This is a genomic window from Herbaspirillum sp. FG34, assembly GCF_057809315.1.
The window spans coordinates 1-19663 of record NZ_JBMDJS010000013.1 but is presented as its reverse complement, the minus strand read 5'-3'; the positions used below and the strand labels follow the sequence as shown (position 1 = coordinate 19663).

At 62.9% G+C, this 19663-nt stretch carries 12 protein-coding genes and 2 tRNA genes; 4 read left to right on the top strand and 10 right to left on the bottom strand.

Going from position 1 to position 19663, the window contains the following annotated elements; all coding sequences use genetic code 11:
- Positions 1-12 precede the first annotated feature (12 nt).
- Positions 13-1194, bottom strand: a complete 1182-nt coding sequence (locus ACODSZ_RS16355) for an MFS transporter (protein WP_488928061.1) — start codon at positions 1192-1194, stop codon at positions 13-15.
- A gap of 134 nt (positions 1195-1328) precedes the next feature.
- Here ACODSZ_RS16355 and ACODSZ_RS16350 point away from each other — a divergent pair, with 134 nt between their 5' ends.
- The 3 genes from ACODSZ_RS16350 (at position 1329) to pbpC (ending at position 10476) form a co-directional block, all read left to right on the top strand.
- On the top strand, positions 1329-2210 hold the full coding sequence (locus ACODSZ_RS16350) for a LysR substrate-binding domain-containing protein (RefSeq protein WP_488928060.1): 882 nt from the start codon (positions 1329-1331) through the stop codon (positions 2208-2210).
- A 104-nt stretch (positions 2211-2314) separates the two neighbouring features.
- Positions 2315-8188 (top strand): alpha-2-macroglobulin family protein, encoded by a 5874-nt coding sequence (locus tag ACODSZ_RS16345; protein ID WP_488928059.1) that lies wholly within the window; start codon positions 2315-2317, stop codon positions 8186-8188.
- A gap of 5 nt (positions 8189-8193) precedes the next feature.
- The gene (pbpC, locus tag ACODSZ_RS16340) at positions 8194-10476 is read left to right on the top strand and encodes a penicillin-binding protein 1C (protein WP_488928058.1); all 2283 of its coding nucleotides are present in this window, start codon (positions 8194-8196) and stop codon (positions 10474-10476) included.
- A gap of 305 nt (positions 10477-10781) precedes the next feature.
- Here the strand turns inward: pbpC and ACODSZ_RS16335 are convergent.
- The 8 genes from ACODSZ_RS16335 to argH all read right to left on the bottom strand — a co-directional run bounded on the left by ACODSZ_RS16335 (position 10782) and on the right by argH (position 17710).
- Positions 10782-10866: transfer RNA gene (locus ACODSZ_RS16335), tRNA-Leu, on the bottom strand.
- 417 nt (positions 10867-11283) lie between these two features.
- Positions 11284-11368 (bottom strand) — tRNA-Leu (locus tag ACODSZ_RS16330).
- Positions 11369-11493: 125 nt separating this feature from the next.
- Positions 11494-12225, bottom strand: a complete 732-nt coding sequence (locus tag ACODSZ_RS16325) for an ABC transporter ATP-binding protein (RefSeq protein ID WP_175344598.1) — start codon at positions 12223-12225, stop codon at positions 11494-11496.
- Positions 12222-12983 carry an ABC transporter ATP-binding protein gene (locus ACODSZ_RS16320; RefSeq protein WP_008329843.1) on the bottom strand — a complete coding sequence of 254 codons (762 nt, stop codon included), beginning with the start codon at positions 12981-12983 and terminating at the stop codon, positions 12222-12224. The genes ACODSZ_RS16325 and ACODSZ_RS16320 overlap by 4 nt, the downstream gene beginning before the upstream one ends.
- Entirely contained in the window at positions 12983-13858 is an 876-nt protein-coding gene (locus ACODSZ_RS16315) for a branched-chain amino acid ABC transporter permease (RefSeq protein WP_488928057.1), read from the bottom strand. Before ACODSZ_RS16315 ends, ACODSZ_RS16320 begins: the two co-directional genes overlap by 1 nt.
- Before the next feature lies 1 nt (position 13859).
- Entirely contained in the window at positions 13860-14741 is an 882-nt protein-coding gene (locus ACODSZ_RS16310) for a branched-chain amino acid ABC transporter permease (protein WP_008329841.1), read from the bottom strand.
- A 109-nt stretch (positions 14742-14850) separates the two neighbouring features.
- Entirely contained in the window at positions 14851-16008 is a 1158-nt protein-coding gene (locus tag ACODSZ_RS16305; RefSeq protein WP_488928056.1) for an ABC transporter substrate-binding protein, read from the bottom strand.
- Positions 16009-16315: 307 nt separating this feature from the next.
- Positions 16316-17710 (bottom strand): argininosuccinate lyase, encoded by a 1395-nt coding sequence (gene argH, locus ACODSZ_RS16300; RefSeq protein ID WP_175344596.1) that lies wholly within the window; start codon positions 17708-17710, stop codon positions 16316-16318.
- Positions 17711-18183: 473 nt separating this feature from the next.
- Here argH and ACODSZ_RS16295 point away from each other — a divergent pair, with 473 nt between their 5' ends.
- Positions 18184-19008, top strand: coding sequence for an HDOD domain-containing protein (locus ACODSZ_RS16295; protein ID WP_008329834.1), 825 nt, complete (start codon positions 18184-18186; stop codon positions 19006-19008).
- A 158-nt stretch (positions 19009-19166) separates the two neighbouring features.
- On the opposite strand, the gene ACODSZ_RS16290 is transcribed toward ACODSZ_RS16295, so the two are convergent.
- Positions 19167-19663, bottom strand: a 497-nt coding sequence (locus tag ACODSZ_RS16290; RefSeq protein WP_488928055.1) for a dienelactone hydrolase family protein, incomplete at its 5' end; no start/stop codon positions are given.

Genomic DNA, 19663 nt, shown 5'->3' with positions numbered 1-19663 from the left:
GCTCTCCGGGGATCAGCAGGTCGTGGTGCGTTCGGTGCGGGACAGCGCGACCGGGCTGGCATCCATCTTCCAGCTCACCAGGGCTACCACGATGCCCGCCAGCGGCAGCAGTGCAGCGACATAAGGCACCGCATGCAGGCCCGGGCCATGATCGATGGTCACACCGCCCAGCCAGGCACCGGCGGCATTACCCAGATTGAAGGCGGCGATGTTGGCCGAGGAGGCCAGGTTGGGCGCGCCGGTCGCCTTTTCCAGTACGCGCATCTGCAGCGGCGGCACGGTGGCGAAAGCGGCCATGCCCATCAGGCCCACGCCGATGATAGCGGCGATCTTGTTGCCATTGGTCAGGCCAAACAGCAACAGCACCGCGGCCAATAGCACCAGGCTGCCCAGCAGGGTCGCCATGAGCTTCTTGTCGGCCAGCTTGCCGCCGGCCAGATTGCCGATCACCAGCCCCAGGCCGAACAGCAGCAGGATGGGCGAGACCGCCGTGGGCGAGAAGCCGCTGATGTCGGTCAGGATCGGGGCAATGTAGGTGAAGGCCGCAAACACGCCGCCAAAGCCCAGTACCGTCATCAACAGCCCCAGCATTACCTGCGGGCGCATCAGCACGCGCACTTCCTTGCCGAAGTCGGCTTCTTCTCCGCCTTGCGAGCGAGGCACCAGCACGGCCGTGGCGGCCAGCGCGATCACGCCGATGGCGGTCACCGCCCAGAAGGTGGCACGCCAGCCATAGCTCTGGCCCAGCCAGGTGCCGAAGGGCACGCCCAGCACGTTGGCCACCGTCAGGCCGGTGAACATCAGGGCGATGGCCGAGGCCTGCTTTTCCTTGGGGACCAGGCCGGTCGCGACCACCGAGCCGACCCCGAAGAAGGCACCATGGGCAAAGGACGCCACCACGCGCCCGATCATCAGGGTGGCATAGTCCGGCGCGATGGCGCAGGCCAGGTTGCCGATGACGAAGACCACCATCAATGCGATCAGCAAGGTCTTGCGCGGCAGGCGTCCGGTAGTGGCGGTGACCAGCGGAGCCCCGACGAAGACACCCAACGCATAACCGGTCACCAGCAGACCGGCCGACGAGAGGCTCACGCCCAAGTTGTTGGCCACCTCGGGCAACAAGCCCATGATGACGAATTCGGTGGTTCCGATGGCGAATGCGCTGATGGTCAGCGCCCAAAGTGCAATTGGCATGGCAATCCTTGATAGGTGAGGGGGGCGAGCTGACCGATCCGAGTTGGATTGCCAGCGATATGAAGGATTGTGCGCGCAGACTTTGTTGAGAAAAATACCGTTAAAATCAAAGAATATTTGATCCGGAGTCAACAATGAGCATTCAGTCCGAGGAATTGCGCACCTTCGTCGCCGTGGTGGAGGCGGGCACGCTCTCGGCGGCCGCCGAGGTGCTGGAGCAGACCACCTCAGGGGTGAGCCGGGCGTTGTCGCGGCTGGAAGAGAAGCTGGGCGCGAGCCTCTTGACCCGTACCACGCGCCGCATGGAACTGACCGAAGAGGGTGAAGCCTTCCTGGAGCAGGCGCGCGCCATCCTGGCCGCCATGGAGCAAGCCGAAGACACGGTGCGCATGCGCACCCGCAAGCCGGTTGGCAAGCTGCGTGTGGATGCGGTAGTGCCTTTCATGCTGCATTGTATTGTTCCGCATGTAGGGGCTTTCCGCGCAGCCTACCCGGACATCGAACTGGAGCTGACCACCAATGACCGCTTCATTGACCTGGTGGAGCAGCGCGCCGACATTGCCATCCGCATCGGCGAACTGCAGGACTCCACCCTGCATGCGCGGCCCCTGAGTTCGGCGCGCCTGAACATCGTGGCCAGTCCCGATTACCTTGCCCGCCACGGCGCGCCGGAGTCGGTGGAAGCGCTGGAGCAGCACCAACTGATCGGCTTTTCCCAGCCAGACATCCTCAATCACTGGCCGCTGCGCCATACCGCCGGGGACCGCTACCAGGTCCGCCCGGCGATCCGCGCCTCCAGTGGCGAGACCCTCCGTCACCTGGCCTTGCAGGGGCAGGGCATTGCCTGCCTGTCCGACTTCATGACCGTTGCCGATCTGGCCGCCGGGCGCCTGGTGCGGCTGATGGAGCACTACGATAGCGGTTTTCGCCAGAAGATCTCGGCGGTCTACTATCACAACACCCAACTGTCACGCCGCATCAGCTGTTTCCTGGATTTTTTGCAGTGCAAGCTGTAAATCGGAAACGTTTTGCCGTTATTCCAGTCTGAGCGCCAGCGTTGCCGCAAGGGGGAAGCGTCCTGTGGCTGTCATCAAGACAAGATTGATCCGGAGAGAACAAGATGAAGCAAACGGAAAACGGCATGGCCACAGGCCGTCCATGGTTCACGGCCCTGTGCCACCCGCTGCGAGGGCTGCTGGCGGCGGCTGCGTTGCTGGTCACGCTGGGCACGGCCACTGTGCTCACTGCTCCGGCGGCGCAGGCCGCCAATGCCAGCGTGCTGTCCTTTTCGCCACAGGGCGACGTGCAGCGCATCCGCCAGGTACGGGCGCGCTTTTCGGAATCGATGATCAAGTTCGGCGATCCCAAGGCCGCCTCACCCTTCGATGCCGATTGCGCCGTCAGCGGCACGGCGCGCTGGGTCGATGACAAGAACTGGGTCTACGACTTCGAACGCGACCTGCCGCCCGGTACGCGCTGCAGCTTCAGTCTGCGCGGCGACGTACGCTCGCAGGCCGGCAATACCGTCAGCGGCAAGACGCGCTTCCAGTTCAGCACGGGCGGCCCGGCCGTGAGTCGCGTACAGCCCTACGATGGCGCCCGGATCACCGAGGACCAGGCCTTCATCCTGTTCCAGAACGGCCCGGCCACCGAGGCCACGGTGCGCGAGCACCTGTATTGCGAAGCCGAAGGCATCAACGAGCGCATCCCCACCAAAGCCGTCGGAGACGCTGATCGCAAGGCCTTGCTGCAGCAGTTCGCCAAAGGCGTGGACCCGGCGTCGGTGACCATCGTGCAGTGCCAGCAGCGCCTGCCCAACGAGGCGCACGTGAAACTGGTCTGGGATCGCGGCATCGCCGCCGCCAATGCGCCTTCCATCGTCACCTCCAAGCCTCAGGTCTTCAATTTCCAGGTGCGCAGCGAATTCGTCGCCAGCCTGTCGTGCCAGCGCGAGAACGCCAATGCGGCCTGCTCGCCGATCCTGCCGGTCACCTTGTCGTTCTCGGCCCCGGTGCCGCGCAAGTTGGCCGAACAGGTGGTGATGAACGCCACCACCGGCAAGATCAAGCCGACCCTGGAAGGCGACAAGGATGAAGCGGTGCGCGAGCTGCGCTTCAAGCCGCCATTCCCGGAGAAATCCGACTTCACCATCAGCCTGCCCTCCGGCTTCAAGGATGAGGATGGGCGTACGCTGGCCAATGCGGGCAGCTTCCCGTTGAAGTCGGCGCTGGCCGATTTCCCGCCGCTGGCCAAATTCCCGGCCGCGCCCTTCGGCATCATTGAACTCAACGCCGATCCGACGTTGCCAGTCACCCTGCGCCGCGTGGAAGCCGGTCTGCTGGTGCGCGGCAAGGATGGCCTCGCCATGCCCGGCCAGGTGGCCGACCTCAAGGTCGATGGCGACAAGGCCGTCATCGCCTGGCTCACGCGCCTGAACAAATATCACGAGAAATGGGGTGATCCCAAGAAGATAGATACGCGCAGCGTCAGCCTGCTGGCCAGGGAACCGGGCGCGAAGAAACTCGATCTGCCCGCGCAGAAGGACGCCAAGGATGGCCAATGGCCGTTTGAAGTGATCGGCATTCCGCTGAAGGACCCCGGCTTCTACGTGGTCGAACTGGAATCGCAGAAACTGGGTGCCTCGCTCTTGGGCAAGCCGCAGCCGATGTACGTGCGCACCAGCGCGCTGGTGACCAACCTGTCGGTGCACGTCAAGCTGGGTCGCGTCAATGGTGCGGTCTGGGTAACCCGACTGGATGATGCCAGGCCGGTGGCCGATGCCGAGATCCGCGTCTCCAATTGCGACGGCACCCAGCTCTGGCAGGGCCGGACCAATGCCAGCGGCGTGGCCATGATGCCGGTGCTGGAAGATGCCTGCGCCAACCGTGGCTACAGCCCCGAGAACGCCGACAAGGTCAATGGCCTCTTCGTCAGCGCCCGCAAGACCGACGAGAAGGGGCGCCAGGACATGGCCTTCGCGCTGACCTCGTGGAACGAGGGCATCGAATCCTGGCGCTTCAACCTGCCCACCGACATGGACAAGTCGGTCACCACGCGCGCTACCACGATCTTCGATCGCACCCTGTTCCGTGCGGGAGAAACGGTATCCATGAAGCACGTCATCCGCACCGAGACCATGCAAGGCTTTGGCCTGATGCGCAAGGAAGACCTGCCCACGCGCGTGCGCATCAGCCATCTCGGCAGTGGCCAGCAATACCAGTTCCCGCTGACCTGGCGCGGCAACAAGAGCGCCGAGACCACCTTCGTCCTGCCCAGGCAAGCCAGGCTGGGCAGCTATGAAGTCGTGCTCGACCAGGGACGCGTCAGGTCCAATACGGGTGAGCAGAGTGACGATGATGACGAAGATCACTATGGCCGTGGCAGCTACGTCACCGGTACCTTCCGCGTGGAGGAATTCCGCCTGCCGCTGATGCAGGGGCGCATCACGCCTCCCAAGGGCGCGCAGGTCGCCATCAAGGAACTGCCGCTGGACCTGCAGCTGAACTACATCAACGGTGGCGCAGCGGCCAACCAGGCGGTGCAGGTGTCCTCGCTGCTGCGCTCGCGGTCGCTGAACATGTCCGGTTACGACGGTTTCTCTTTCGATGCCCCGCGCGAGGATGACGACAGCAACGCGGACGACCAGAAGATCGTCGCCGACAAGCTGGCCGTCACGCTCGACAAGAACGGTGCAGGCCGCGCCGTGATCGGCAAACTGCCCGCGCTGCAACGCCCGCAGGAACTGCTCACCGAAATGACCTACAGCGACCCCAATGGCGAGGTGCAGACCATCTCCAGCGTTACGCCCTTGTGGCCTGCCGCCGTGGTGGTCGGTCTGCGCACCGGCAACTGGGTCTCGGTGAAGAAGAAGCTCACACTGACTGCCGTCACCCTCAATACCGCAGGCCAGCCGCAAGCCGGTGTGCCGGTGGAAATCCGTGGCCTGGCGCGCAAGACCAACTCGCACCGCAAGCGCATGGTCGGCGGCTTCTATGCGTATGAAAACGATGAGAGCAAGCAGGACCTGGGCAAGCTCTGCTCCGGCAAGAGCGACCCGCACGGGATGTTCACCTGCGAGACGGAATTGTCGGAAGCGGGCAATGTGGAATTGATCGCCAGCGCCAGGGATGGCCATGGCAACGCCGCTGCCGCCCGCTCCTCGGTGTGGGTCACGGGACGCGGCGAAGTCTGGTTCGATGGCGAGAACCAGGACCGTATCGATATCCTGCCCGAGAAAAAAAGTTATCAGCCCGGTGAGACCGCCACCTTCCAGGTACGCATGCCATTCCGCCACGCTACCGCCCTGGTAGCAGTCGAACGTGAGGGCGTCATCGATACGCGCGTGGTGCAGCTGTCCGGCCAGGATCCCGCCATCAGTGTGCCGATGAAGGCCGAGTATGGTCCCAACGTCTATGTGTCGGTCCTGGCTGTGCGTGGCCGCATGCGCGAGGTGCCGTGGTATTCCTTCTTCATCTGGGGCTGGAAGGAACCGATCAACTGGTGGCATGAATTCCGCCAATACCAGGGACCGGGCCCCGTCGTCGATCTTTCCAAGCCGGCCTGGAAATTCGGTATTGCCGAAGTCAACGTCGGTGATGCGGGCCATCGTCTGCAGGTGGCGGTCACGACGGACAAACCGACGTATCCGATCCGCGCCACGGCGAAAGTACAAGTGCAGGTGAAGCTGCCCAACGGCAAGCCCGCCGCCGGTGGTGAATTCGCGCTCGCCGCCGTCGATGAAGCCTTGCTGGAACTGCAGCCCAATGGCAGCTGGGATGTATTGCACGCGATGCTGCAACGGCGCAGCTATGGCGTGGAAACCTCCACCGCGCAGATGCAGGTGGTCGGCAAGCGCCACTACGGCAAGAAGGCCACCCCGGCCGGCGGTGGCGGTGGTCGTGCGCCCACGCGTGAGTTGTTCGATACCTTGCTGGTATGGAAGCCCAGCGTCACTCTGGATGCAGAGGGCAAGGCGCAACTCGATGTGCCGCTCAATGATGCGCTGACCTCCTTCCGCATCGTTGCCATCGCCGAGAACGGCATCAGCGATTTCGGTACCGGCAGCGTCAGCATCCGTTCCACGCAGGATGTGCAGATCATTTCCGGTCTGCCGCCGCTGGTCCGTGAAGGTGACAACTTCAATGGCACCGTCACCGTACGCAACACCACCACGCACGACATGACCATCAAGGTCGCCGCACGTGCGCAGGGGGGCACTGCAAGCAGTACGCTGACACTGCCTGAACGTGAGGTGAAGATCGCCGCCGGGCAGTCCACTGAAGTCATGTGGCCGGTGCAGACGCCCGAAGATATCAGCCAACTGGCCTGGGAAATCAGCGCCCGGGAGCAGGGCGGTCAGCAAGCGCGTGACGCGATGAAGTTCACCCAGCGCGTTGTGCCCGCCGTGCCGGTCACGGTGCAGCAGGCCACGCTGTTCCAGCTGGACAAGAGTGCTGCCATGAACGTGGCGCGGCCCGCCGACAGCCTGCCCGGGCGCGGTGGCCTGGCGATCTCGCTCAAGCCCAGCCTGGCCGGTGGCAGTGATGCCCTGACCCGCTACTTCGTCAATTATCCCTTTGCTTGCCTGGAGCAGAAGACCTCCAAGGCCATCGGTCTGCGCGATGAAGCGGCCTGGCAGAAGATCGTGGCGGACCTGCCGACCTATCTGGACGGCGACGGCCTGGCCTATTACTTCCCGCCCAGTGACAGTGCTGCGCGCCGGGGCAGCGATACCTTGACGGCCTATCTGCTGGCCGCCACCAACGAGGCCGGCTACGCCATTCCGCAAGCCAGCCGCGACAAGATGCTCGATGGTCTGGCAGCCTTCGTGGAAGGCAAGGTCATGCGCGAATTCTGGTCGCCGCAGAAGGATCTGGATGTGCGCAAGCTGGCCGCGCTGGAAGCGCTGTCGCGCTATAACCGCGTCCAGCCTGCGATGCTGGGTTCGATCCAGATCAACCCCAATGTCTGGCCCACATCGGCACTGCTGGACTGGATCGGCATCCTGCAGCGGGTCGCCGCCATCCCCGAGCGCGACAAGAAGCTGGAGCAAGCTGACCAGATCCTGCGCGCCCGCCTGAACTTCCAGGGTACGCGCATGGGCTTCTCCAATGAAGAGGGTGATTACTGGTGGTGGCTCATGAGCAGCGCCGATGCCAATGCCAACCGTCTGATCCTGCTGGAGCTGAACAACCCGGCCTGGCGTGAGGACATGCCGCGCCTGATCGCCGGCGCCATCGGCCGGCAGCAGCGCGGCCACTGGAGCACCACCACGGCCAACGTCTGGGGCAGCCTGGCGCTGGAGAAATTCGCCCGCAAGTTCGAGTCCGAAGCGGTCACCGGTGCCACCCGCGCCACGCTGGAGCAGAACGGTGCCAGCGCCGCCACGCAAAGCCTGGCCTGGAGCGGCGCAGCCAACGGCGGCAAGTTGCAGTTGCCGTGGCCGCAAGGCAATGCGCAAGGTGGCAGCGTACGCGTGGTGCAAGAGGGGAATGGCAAACCATGGGTCACCTTGCAGAGTCTGGCCGCGGTGCCCTTGAAGCAGCCCTTCGCCGCCGGTTATCGCATCACCCGCAAGGTCGAGGCCATCGAGCAGAAGCAAGCCGGCGTCTACACCCGTGGCGACGTGCTGCGCGTGACGCTGGACATCGATGCCCAGGCCGAAATGACCTGGGTGGTGGTCAGCGATCCGGTGCCGGGCGGTGCCACCCTGCTGGGTTCCGGCCTGGGGCGCGACTCCGTCATCGCACAGGGCAAAGAGGCGGCCCCGCGTGAGCATGGCATGGGCTGGCTGGCCTATGAAGAGCGCAGCTTCGAAGCCTATCGCGCCTACTACGAAGCCATGCCCAAGGGGCGCACCAGCATCAGCTATACCGTGCGTCTGAACAATGCCGGTGAATTCAACCTGCCGCCCACGCGGGTGGAAGCGATGTACGCGCCCGAGATGTTTGGTGAAATCCCCAATGGCAAGCTGGTCGTGAAGGCAGCGCCGTGATCGGCATGACCACACGCATATCCCGGCCCGGCGCACTGTGTGCAAGGGGCGCGCTGATGTTGGCCTTGCTGCTGCCGATAGCGGCGGCTGCGGTGCCTTCGTTCAACGAGGTGCAGCGCGATTTCCTGCCCTCCGAAGCCAGTCTGCTGGACCGTCATGGCGAGCTGTTGCAGCGCATGCGCATCAACATGGACGAGCGCAAGCTGGCCTGGGTCAAACTGGAAGACGTCTCGCCGGCCCTGCGCCATGCCTTGATCGCCTCGGAAGACCGACGCTTCTACCAGCACAGCGGTATCGACTGGAGTGCCGTGGCCGCCTCTGCCTGGGGAAATCTGTGGAACACCAGGACACGCGGGGCCTCCACCATCACCATGCAGCTGGCGGGTTTGCTCTATGACGATCTGCACCGCAAGTCCGGCGCGCGTTCGTTCACGCAGAAGGTTTCGCAGGCATGGATTGCACAGTCGCTGGAACGCAGTTGGCGCAAGGATCAGATCCTGGAGGCCTATCTCAATCTGGTCGCTTTCCGGGGGGAACTGGTGGGGGTGCACGCCTTGTCGCGGGTGATGTTCGGCAAGCATCCCAGCGGACTCGACCAGGGTGAGGCCGCCATTGCGGTCGCCTTGATCCGCGCGCCCAATGCGCCGCCGCGCCGCGTGGCCGAACGTGCCTGCGCCATCCTCAAGGAGGAGGGGGCAGCGCAGCAGTGCAGCGGCATGGACGGTCGCACCGAGCTGGCCGTGGCGCGCGTGTCAGCCAGACGTGATTTGCCGGGCACCAGCGAAGCGCCGCAACTGGCACCGCATCTGGCGCGCAAGCTGCTGAACGCACCGGGCCAGCAATTGCGCTCCACACTCGATGCGCCCGTGCAGCGTTTTGCCACACAAGTCTTGCGCCATCAACTGGCCGGACTGGCCGATCGCAACATCGAGGACGGTGCCATTATCGTCATCGACAATGCCAGCGGCGAGGTGCTGGCCTGGGTTGGTTCCAGCGGCCCGCTGTCGGCGGCGGCCAATGTGGATGGTGTAGTCGCACAGCGGCAGGCGGGTTCGACCCTCAAGCCCTTCCTCTACGAACTGGCGATCGAAAAGAAATGGCTGACGGCAGCCTCCCTGCTGGACGACTCTCCCGTCAACCTTGCCACTTCGGCGGGGCTCTATATCCCCCAGAACTACGACAAGCAATACAAGGGATTGGTCAGCCTGCGCACTTCACTGGCTTCCTCCCTCAATATCCCCGCCGTGCGCACCTTGGTGATGGTGACGCCGGAGCGCTTCTTCCGGCGCTTGCAGGCATTGGGTTTCAACCTGCGCGAGAGCGGTGATTACTACGGCTACAGCCTCGCGTTGGGCAGTGCCGATGTGACCCTGGCCAACCTGGCCAATGCCTATCGCGTGCTGGCCAATCAGGGGCGCTACACGCCATTGCGCACGCGACTCGATGAGGCCCGTACCACAGCGCGCACCATGCAGGTCATGGACCCAGATGCGGCTTACATCGTCGGCGATATTCTTTCGGACCGCAGTGCGCGCGCCCGTACCTTCGGTCTGGAGAATGCGCTATCCACGCGCATCTGGACGGCGGTCAAGACCGGCACCTCCAAGGACATGCGCGACAACTGGTGCGTGGGCTATTCCTCGCGTTATACCGTCGGGGTATGGGTCGGAAACGCTTCTGGTGCGCCGATGTGGGACGTGTCCGGTGTGACGGGGGCGGCACCGGTGTGGCAGGAAGTCATGCAGTATCTGCATGAGCGTGGACGCAACGGTGGCCGCGATGCAGGCAACGGACCGCCTGCCAAACCAATTGGCGTGCAGGCGCAGGTGATCCGTTATGAGCAGGAGGTGGAAGCGGCGCGCACGGAATATTTTCTGCCCGGCACGGCGCAGGCCGAGATCCGGCTGGCGCATGCGCGCGATATCCGTCCTGCCATCACCTATCCCACCACGGGCATGCTGGCGGCACTGGACCCGGATATTCCGCCTGCGCGTCAGCGCATCCGCTTCCGCGCCCAGGGTGCGCCTGTCGGTAGTCGCTGGATGCTGGACGGCAAGCTGATGCCGCAGGAGGTCATGCAGGCGGGCAGGGTGAAGGCACAGAAGGTGGTGGCGAGCACGTCTGCGCCTGCGCTGGAGGACTTGAGTTTCGACTGGATGCCCTGGCCGGGCAAGCATGTGCTGGTGTTGCAGGACAAGGCCGGCAAGGAACTGGATCGGGTGCGATTTGAGGTGCGGGGGGCGGTGGAGCGACCAGGTGGCAAGGTGGTGGGCAAGCGTGGGAATTGAGGATGTCGTTTCTTGATCGACTCTGAGTATTCTGCACGGCGCGCAAGAAATAATAAAAACGACACTTCGAATAACTAAGCCGTCATGATGTGCCCCCCCAAAAAAATACAAAAGGCCGACTGACTTGCGTCAATCGACCTTTTCCATTTTGCTGCGCACTGAGGCACTCGGTCACGTCCCGCGACCCCGTCCGGCCTTGCAAGGCCGGACTTTCTCGCCCCTCCCGCAAAGCGCGCAGGCGCTTTGCTCGCGGTCCCCAAAATACAAAAGGCCGATTGATTTTCATCAATCGACCTTTTCTATTTTGGTGCCCACGGAGGGACTCGAACCCCCACACCTCGCGGCACATGGACCTGAACCATGCGCGTCTACCAATTCCGCCACGTGGGCCTTCTGCCAATGCGTTCAAACTGCATTGCTTGAAAGAGGCTGCATTCTAAGGGACAACTTTTAAGTTGTCACCTATTTTCTTCAAGTTTTTTACTCCGAAAAAACTAATAAAAAAATCGCTACCCAAGAGCGAAGAAGACCCCTAAAACCTAAAAAATTGAAGAAGTAATTTTCAAAGAAAACCCTCGATAAATAAAACGGTTTTCCAACCCCCGAAACGAAAAAGGCCGAATGATTTTCATCATTCGACCTTTTCTATTTTGGTGCCCACGGAGGGACTCGGTCACGTCCCGCGACCCCGTCCGGCCTTGCAAGGCCGGACTTTCTCGTCCCTCCCGCAAGGCGCGCAGGCGCCTTGCTCGTGGACCCCAGAATACAAAAGGCCGATTGATTTTCATCAATCGACCTTTTCTATTTTGGTGCCCACGGAGGGACTCGAACCCCCACACCTCGCGGCACATGGACCTGAACCATGCGCGTCTACCAATTCCGCCACGTGGGCCTTCTGGCATCAGCGGTGACTTGCTGTGCTTGAAAGAGGCTGCATATTAAGGCCTATCAGGCTGATGGTCAACACCTAATTGAAAAATTTTTTATTATTTTTCGCAGGCCCCACATTCATGCCCATCAACCACCCAGATAAGCCTCCACCACCTTCGGATTGCCCAGCAGATTGGCGCCACTATCCTCCAGCACGATCTTGCCCGTCTCCAGCACATAGCCCCGTTGCGCGATACGCAGCGCCTGGCGCACGTTCTGTTCCACCAGCAGCACGGTCATGCCGGTCTTGTTGATCTCCTGCACGATGCGGAAGATTTCCTGGATGATCAGCGGGGCCAGCCCCATCGAGGGTTCATCCAGCAACAACACCTTGGGCTTGGCCATCAGCGCGCGGCCAATGGCCAGCATCTGCTGCTCGCCGCCCGAGAGATTGCCCGCCAGCCCGGCTGCACGGTTCTTCAGCACCGGGAAAAGGGAATACACCCACTCCAGATCCCGCGCTACGCCTTCCTTGTCCTTGCGGGTATAGGCGCCCAGGGCCAGGTTCTCTTCGACGCTCAACGTGGTCAGGGTGGCACGGCCTTCAGCGACCTGCACCACGCCGGATTCAACGATGCGGTGCGGTGACATCTGCAGCAAATCCTGCCCGTTGAGCAGCACGCGGCCGCGCTGTGCCTTCACCAGGCCGGAGATGGCCAACAGCGACGTGCTCTTGCCGGCACCATTGGCACCGACCAGCGCGGTGATTTCGCCTTCGTTCAGCGACAGGCTGATGCCCTTGACTGCTTCGATGTGGCCATAGGCCACGGCCAGGTCCTCGACCTGCAGGATGGCTTGCTTGTTACCACTGGCGCTCATGCTTCTTCCTTGCCGAGATAGGCCTCGATCACTTCCTGGTTGTTCTTGATCTGGTCTGGCGTGCCCTCGGCGATGATCTTGCCGAAGTTCAGCACCGCGATGCGCTCGCACAGGCCCATGACAAAACGCATGTCATGCTCGATCATGAAGATGGTGAAACCGCGCGCCTTGATGTTGACGATCTCGCTCATCAGCTCGGTCTTCTCGGCCGGGTTCATGCCGGCCACCGGCTCGTCCAGCAACAACAGCTTGGGCTTGGTCGCCAGGGCACGGGCGAACTCCAGCTTGCGCTGCTCGCCATAGGAGAGACTGTCGGCCAGCATGTGCGCCTTGTGATCCAGGCGCACCCAGGACAACAGTTCCAGCGCACGTTCACGGGCTTCACTTTCGGCCTTGCGGAAACCGCCAAGGTTCAACAGCATGCTGGTCACACCATAGTTCAGGTGTTCGTGCATGCCGACCACCACGTTTTCCAGCAGCGTCATTTCCTTGAACACGCGGATGTTCTGGAAGGTACGGGCAATGCCGCGCTCGGTGATCTTGTGCGGGGCGACGGCACCGATGTCGTCGTCATTGAAGCGGATGCTGCCGGAGGAGGCGCGCAAGAGGCCCGTGATCAGGTTGAAGACGGTGGTCTTGCCGGCACCGTTGGGGCCGATCAGGCCGAAGATCTCGCCTTCCTTGACGTTGAAGTTCACACCCTGCAGCACTTGCAGGCCACCGAAGTTCTTGCTGATGTCGTTCAGTTGTAGAAGCATTACTTCACCTTCTTCTCAGCGTTGCGGCCCAGGAAGGCGCGGATGCGGCGCGGGTCCCAGATGCCCTTGGGCAGGTACAGCACCACCAGGATCAGGATCAGGCCATTGATGGCCAGGCGGAAGTCCTTGAAATGACGCAGCACTTCCGGCAGCAGCGAGAGTATGGTCGAACCGATCATCGGGCCGACCAGGTTGCTGGTGCCGCCGAAGACAGCCATGGTCAGGATGTCGACCGCGTTCTCGAAGCCATAGTTGTTGGGGCCGATGGTGAAGGTGAAGTGCGCGTTCAGGCCACCGGCCACGCCCGCGATGGCCGCCCCGATGACGAAGGCCAAGAGCTTGTAGCCTGCCACGTTCACGCCCATCAGACGTGCCGCGACTTCATCTTCCTTGATGGCTTCGAAGGCGCGGCCGGTCTTGGAGCGGCGCAGGCGCGCCAGGGCGTAGACGGTCACGCCCAGCAGCAGCACGATGTGCCACCACTCGGTCAGCGGCGGTACGCCATTCAGGCCCATGGGCCCGCCGGTGATGTCCAGGTTCAGCACGATGACCCGTACCACTTCGCCAAAGCCCAGCGTCGCCATGGCCAGATACACGCCCGACAAGCGCAGCGTGGGAATACCGATCACCAGCGCCACCAGCGCGGGCAACACGCCGCCAGCGGCCAGCGCAACAGGGAAGGGCATGTCGAACTGCATCGTCAACAGCGAGGCAGTGTAGGCCCCAATTCCCATGAAGGCCGCATTGGCCAGCGAGAGCAGGCCGCAGGAGAGCGTGACGTAGATCGAGAGCGCCAGCATGGCATTGACGCCGACGCTGAAAATGACCGTGTTGTAGGTGGCCCAGAAGCCATCCCACCAATCCATGAAGCCCATCTTATGCCTTCCTTTCCAGCACTTTGCCAAACATGCCGGAGGGTTTTACCAGCAGGATCAGGAACAGGAGGCCGAACGCCACCGCATCGCGGAAGTCGCTGGAGATATAGGCCACCGTCAACACCTCGGCAAAGCCGAGGAACAGGCCGCCGATCATGGCGCCACGGATATCGCCCATGCCGCCCAGGATGATGACGGCGATGCCCTTGTGCAGCATCGGCTGTCCCATGAAGGGCGAGATCGCATTGAAGGACACGCCCACCAATACGCCGGCCGCCCCCCCCAGGGCCGCAGCGGCAAAGGAGGTCAGCAGGAACAGGCCCTCGACGTTGATGCCCAGCAGGTAAGCCGCCTTGGGCGACTCGGCGATGGCGCGCAGGGCCCGGCCCAGCTGGGTCTTGCGCATCACGCCCAGCAGCACCACCATCAGCACGAAGGCAATCACGATGATGGCCACCTGGACCGCAGTGATGTGCAGGTTGCCCAGGTTCACGCTGTCTTCAGGGATGGTGCCCTGGGGGAAACGCTTGTTCTCGGCACCGAAGATGCCCTGCGAAATGTTGGTGATCATGATGGCCACGCCGATGGTGGCGATCATCGGGATCAGGTGCGGTGCATTGCGGCGGCGCAAGGGCTTGAGGACCAGCACATCGATGATGAGGCCGAGCAGACCGGTGGCCACCATGGCCAGCAGCAGTGCCACCCACAGGGGCAGCGCCATCTGCTCCACCAGCAGCAGGGCGGCATAGCTGCCCAGCATGAAGATGGCGCCGTGCGAAAGATTGATCACGCCCAACACGCCAAAGACCAGCGTGAAACCGAGCGCGAAGAGCGCATACACGCTGCCCAGCGAGAGGGCATTGATGAGCTGTTGTTCTAACATGGGAACCTGCAATGGGTGATGAGATGCCAAGCGCCGCGCGGCGCGCGATCACTTGCAAACGGTCGCCGCCGGTGCTCCGGAGGCGACCGTTGTTACGGCCTCGGGCTGCTTACTTCAGCAGGACGAACTTGCCGCCCTTGGCGATGTTGACGATGGCTTCCTGGTCCGCATCGAAGCCGACCTGCTTGCCCGCTACCGCCGGTGCTGCGCGGAAGGCGAACTTGCCGGTGGCGCCCTCGATCTTCACGGCCGGCAGCGCGACGCGCACGGCGTCACGGTCCTTGGCCAGGTTGCCGGTGAGCTTCACGCCCTTGATCGCATCGGCCATGATGTACATGGCGTCATAGGCTTGCGCGGCGAACTGGTCCGGGTCCGAACCGAACTTGGCCTTGTAGGCTGCCATGAAGGCCTTGTTGGCCGGGGTCTGGTTTTCGGCCGACCAGGGGCTGCCCATCAGGGTGTTGTCGCCGGCATCCTTGGCGATCTCGAACAGCTTGGGCGAGTTCAGGCCATTGCCGCCGATGAAGGGCTGCTTCATGCCCAGCGCGCGCGTTTGCAGGATGATGTTGGCGGCTTCCTCAGCCAGGCAGGAGCAGACGATGGCGTCCGGGTTGCCGGCCTTGATCTTGGTCAGCTGGGCCTTGAAGTCGACGTCGCCCTTGGCATAGGCCTCGGTGGTGGTGACGGGGATCTTCTGCTGTTCCAGGGTGGCCTTGAAGACGTCGTAGCCGGACTTGGTGAAGGCGTCGTCGTTACCGTAGATCACGGCGACCTTCTTGATGCCGAAGTGCTTCACGGCCGCTTTGACGGTGACGGGCAGCACGTCGGCTTCCATCACGGAATTGCGGAAGGTGAAGGGGCCCATGGCGGTGATGCCGTCAGCGGTGTTGCTGGTACCGAAGACCACGACCTTGGCCGCGTTGGCGATGGGGTCGGCGGCAAAGGCCGAGTTCGACAGGGTGGGGCCGAAGACGGCCAGTACCTTGTCCTGGAAGATCAGCTTCTTGAAGACGTTGATGGCTTCTTCCTTCTTGCCTTGTTCGTCTTCGATCACCAGGGCCAGCTTGTTGCCGTTGACGCCGCCCTTGGCATTGATCTCTTCGGAAGCCAGGGTGAAGCCATTCTTGATGGCCACGCCATACTTGGCCGCCGGGCCGGTCAGGGCTTCAGCGACGCCCAGTTTGATGTCGGCAGCCAGCGCGGCATGCGACAGGGTGGCACCGATCAGCAGGGCCGGAATGGTCTTGAGCATGGTATTGAATTGCATCGAGTTCTCTCCTCAGTTAGATATTGTAGAAATCGTCCGCATCACGGCGCGCTCGACAGTGTCGCGCGACGTCACAGGGTGATTCCTTCATCGAGGATGATGCAAAAGGCGCCCGGGATGGCCGGGACTTGTGCTCCATCCTCTGAAGACCGTTGTGCGGCCTCTTTCGATACAGCCGCCACAGCATACCCGAAAAGGCAGGCTGCGCCAGCAATTACAACCCGCTGCAACGCGCCCGGGTAGGGCGCGCCACGGCGGCATGCGAACAACGTCCGGCCTGCGGACGAAGGGTGGTGCCAGGTCTTGCTTAGTTCAGTTCCTTGCGCAGTTGCGCAATGGCTGCACGCACCTGGTTGGGTGCGGTGCCGCCGATATGGTCACGTGCAGCCACCGAGCCTTCCAGGGTCAGCACGGCAAACACGTCTTCCCCGATCAGGCTGGAGAAGGCGCGCAGGTCATCCAGCGACAGGTCGGCCAGGTCGCAGCCCTTGTCCACGCAGGTACGCACGGCGTGGGCGACGGCTTCGTGGGCGTCGCGGAAGGGCAGGCCCTTCTTGACCAGGTAGTCGGCCAGGTCGGTGGCGGTGGCGTAGCCTTGCAGGGCCGCCGCGCGCATGGCTTCCGGCTTGACGCTGATGCCGCGGGCCATGTCGGCGAAGATGCGCAGGGTATCGGTGAGCGTGTCGACGGTATCGAACAGCGGCTCCTTGTCTTCCTGGTTGTCCTTGTTGTAGGCCAGGGGCTGGCCCTTCATCAGGGTCAGCAGGGCGATCAGATGACCATTGACGCGACCGGTCTTGCCGCGCGCCAGTTCGGGGACGTCCGGGTTCTTCTTCTGCGGCATGATGGACGAGCCGGTACAGAAGCGATCGGCGATGTCGATGAAGCCCACACGCGGGCTCATCCAGATCACCAGCTCTTCGGACATGCGCGAGATGTGCGTCATCACCAGTGCAGCGGCGGCGCAGAATTCGATGGCGAAGTCACGGTCCGAGACGGCGTCCAGCGAATTGCGGCACACGTCGTCGAAGCCCAGGGTCTTGGCCACGCGCAGGCGGTCGATCGGGAAGGTGGTGCCGGCCAGGGCGGCTGCGCCCAGCGGCAGGCGGTTGATGCGCTTGCGGGCGTCGATCATGCGCTCGGCATCGCGGCCAAACATCTCGACGTACGCCAGCACGTGGTGGCCGAAGGTGATCGGCTGCGCCACCTGCATGTGGGTGAAGCCCGGCAGGATGGTGTCGGCGTGCTGCTCGGCCAGGTCCAGCAGGGCGCCGCGCAGATCGCGCAGCAGGCCGATGATGTCGTCAACGGCACCGCGCATGTAGAGGCGGATGTCGGTGGCCACCTGGTCGTTGCGCGAACGGCCGGTGTGCAGGCGCTTGCCGGCGTCGCCGACCAGCTCGGTCAGACGCTTCTCGATGTTCAGGTGGACGTCTTCCAGGTCCAGCAACCATTCGAACTGGCCGGACTCGATCTCACCCTTGATCTGGGCCATGCCACGCTGGATCTCGGCGTAATCGGCCGCGCTGATGATGCCCTGGTGGGCCAGCATCTCGGCATGCGCCAGCGAGCCCTGGATGTCGACCTGGGCCATGCGGTTGTCGAAGAACACCGATGCGGTATAGCGCTTGACGAGATCGGAGACGGGTTCAGAAAAGCGAGCCGACCAGGCTTCGCCCTTTTTAGCAAATTGGTCTGTCATATAGGGAATTCCGGAGAATGGGCGATTATAGCAAGCACAACTGCGCCAAGCCACGGCAATGCAGCCGGAAATGCTGCGGGATGCGGATTTTTCGCATTGGCGCGCGCTGCTGTGGGCAGTTTTTTCAGGGGTTCCCGGCCGCTGGTGAAATGCGGCGCACGGCCACACGAAATCACTCGAAGTTGCCATGTGGCATCATTTTTGCTTGTTGTATTTGTGCAAGCTCTCCTGCACCGCAAAAAAGCCTTGTGTTGATGACAAGGGCTGACGCTATACTCAAGGCGCGATGACTGAACCGGGGGAAGTTCTGCAGGTTTCCGGTGAAGAAAAAGGGCTGCCAGCCGAGGCGCAGCCGGGATGATGCGATTGCCGTCGATGTTGCCGGGCGTCGTCCGACCGGGCATGCCACGGGGGTGGTCCTGACAAGCGAAGAGCGAGCAAGATGTCTGGGGGTCGTCTTACAGGAGAGAAGCATGAATTTGGAAGCACTGTTTCAGCAGCAAACTGCCTTGCCGAGCATTCCGAAGGTGGTGCAGGAAGTCATCGAAAGTTTCAACAACGACGCGGTCTCGATCGAGGAGATCGCCAGGAAGCTGGCCGCCGACCAGGTCCTCAGTGCCAAGATCTTGCGTCTGGCGAATTCGTCCTATTACCACGTCTCGCGCACCATCGGCACCGTCGATGATGCGGTGCTGATGCTGGGGTTCATGACCGTGCGCACCCTGGTGGTCAGTACCGGCATGGCCGGCAGCTTCAAGAAGTTGCCGGGCGTGGACCTCAAGCTGTTCTGGCGCTACAGCCTCGATACCGCCCTGGTCGCCAAGTGGCTGGCCAAAGAGGTCAAGCTCAATTCCGATTTCGCCTTCACGGTGGGCCTGATGCACGCCATCGGCCAGTTGGTCATGCACGCGGCCATGCCCGAGCAGGCCTTGCAGGTGGACAAGGTGGCCGGTCCCCTGGATGCCCGTCGCCTCGATGTGGAGCGCAAGTCCTTCGGCTACGACTTTGCCGATGTGGGAGCCGAGCTGGCGCGCCGCTGGCGTTTCCCGGATGAGTTCGCGCAGGTCATCAAGGCTTTCCCGCAGCCGCTGGAAGGTCAGTTCGATGCGTACGCCGCCATCGTCCACCTGGCCACCTGGCGCGCCCGCGCCGAGGAAAACAAATACTCGGCCGATGAACTGGAATCGACCTTCCCGGGCGAGGTGGCCGCCAGGCTGGGCCTGACCCTAGGCACCTTCACCGAGGACATGCCGCCGCTGGCCGAACTGGGCGAGGGCATGCAGGACCTGATCGCCTGACCGCAAGGCAAGCCGGAGAGCGCCGATGGACGGCGGTTTCCGGCCGATGTGAAGAAACAGGTCGAGCAAAGCGACAATGCCGGCTCCCGCAAGGGGCCGGCATTGTCGTTGGTGAAGCCATTGACCGAAATCCGCGAGACGCCGCGGCGGTCTTTGTCTCAGTAATTGAGCTTGGCGTCCAGGAAGTTGAGCATGGAGCGATAGGCCTGGGCGCGCGCATCCGGGTTGCCTCCGCTGGTGACACCTTCGCCGCGCTTGCCGACGCCGGCCACGTCCATGCGCACATGCACCGGCAGACCGGGGGCGTCGAAGTCGTGATAGGTGTCCGGATAGAGACGCAGGGCGATCTCGGTATCGCTGCCCTGCATCTTCTGTTCGATGGCTTCACAGGCCTGGGGCGGGGTCCAGTCATCGTTTTCGCCCATCAGGATCAGCAGCGGTGCGGCCGGCTTGAAGGGTTCGTTGGTCTTGGCGTAGGGGCGGCAATCCGGATAGAAGGCCACCGCCGCGCGCGGCTGGATCTTGCGGATGGCCACATCGGTTTCGGCCAGGTTCAGTGAGGCCAGCACGGTCGAGGCGCCATGCGACCAGCCCAGCAGGGCGATGCGCTTGACGTCCACGTCCGGCTGCGCGGTCACCCAGTGCAGGGCCGCGT

Coding starts and splice junctions, on each gene's coding strand:
- ACODSZ_RS16325 (WP_175344598.1), bottom strand. CDS start 12,225: ATGAGCGCCAGTGGTAACAAGCAAGCCATCCTGCAGGTCGAGGACCTG.
- ACODSZ_RS16315 (WP_488928057.1), bottom strand. CDS start 13,858: ATGGGCTTCATGGATTGGTGGGATGGCTTCTGGGCCACCTACAACACG.
- ACODSZ_RS16345 (WP_488928059.1), top strand. CDS start 2,315: ATGAAGCAAACGGAAAACGGCATGGCCACAGGCCGTCCATGGTTCACG.
- ACODSZ_RS16295 (WP_008329834.1), top strand. CDS start 18,184: ATGAATTTGGAAGCACTGTTTCAGCAGCAAACTGCCTTGCCGAGCATT.
- argH (WP_175344596.1), bottom strand. CDS start 17,710: ATGACAGACCAATTTGCTAAAAAGGGCGAAGCCTGGTCGGCTCGCTTT.
- ACODSZ_RS16320 (WP_008329843.1), bottom strand. CDS start 12,983: ATGCTTCTACAACTGAACGACATCAGCAAGAACTTCGGTGGCCTGCAA.
- ACODSZ_RS16350 (WP_488928060.1), top strand. CDS start 1,329: ATGAGCATTCAGTCCGAGGAATTGCGCACCTTCGTCGCCGTGGTGGAG.
- pbpC (WP_488928058.1), top strand. CDS start 8,194: ATGACCACACGCATATCCCGGCCCGGCGCACTGTGTGCAAGGGGCGCG.
- ACODSZ_RS16355 (WP_488928061.1), bottom strand. CDS start 1,194: ATGCCAATTGCACTTTGGGCGCTGACCATCAGCGCATTCGCCATCGGA.
- ACODSZ_RS16310 (WP_008329841.1), bottom strand. CDS start 14,741: ATGTTAGAACAACAGCTCATCAATGCCCTCTCGCTGGGCAGCGTGTAT.
- ACODSZ_RS16305 (WP_488928056.1), bottom strand. CDS start 16,008: ATGCAATTCAATACCATGCTCAAGACCATTCCGGCCCTGCTGATCGGT.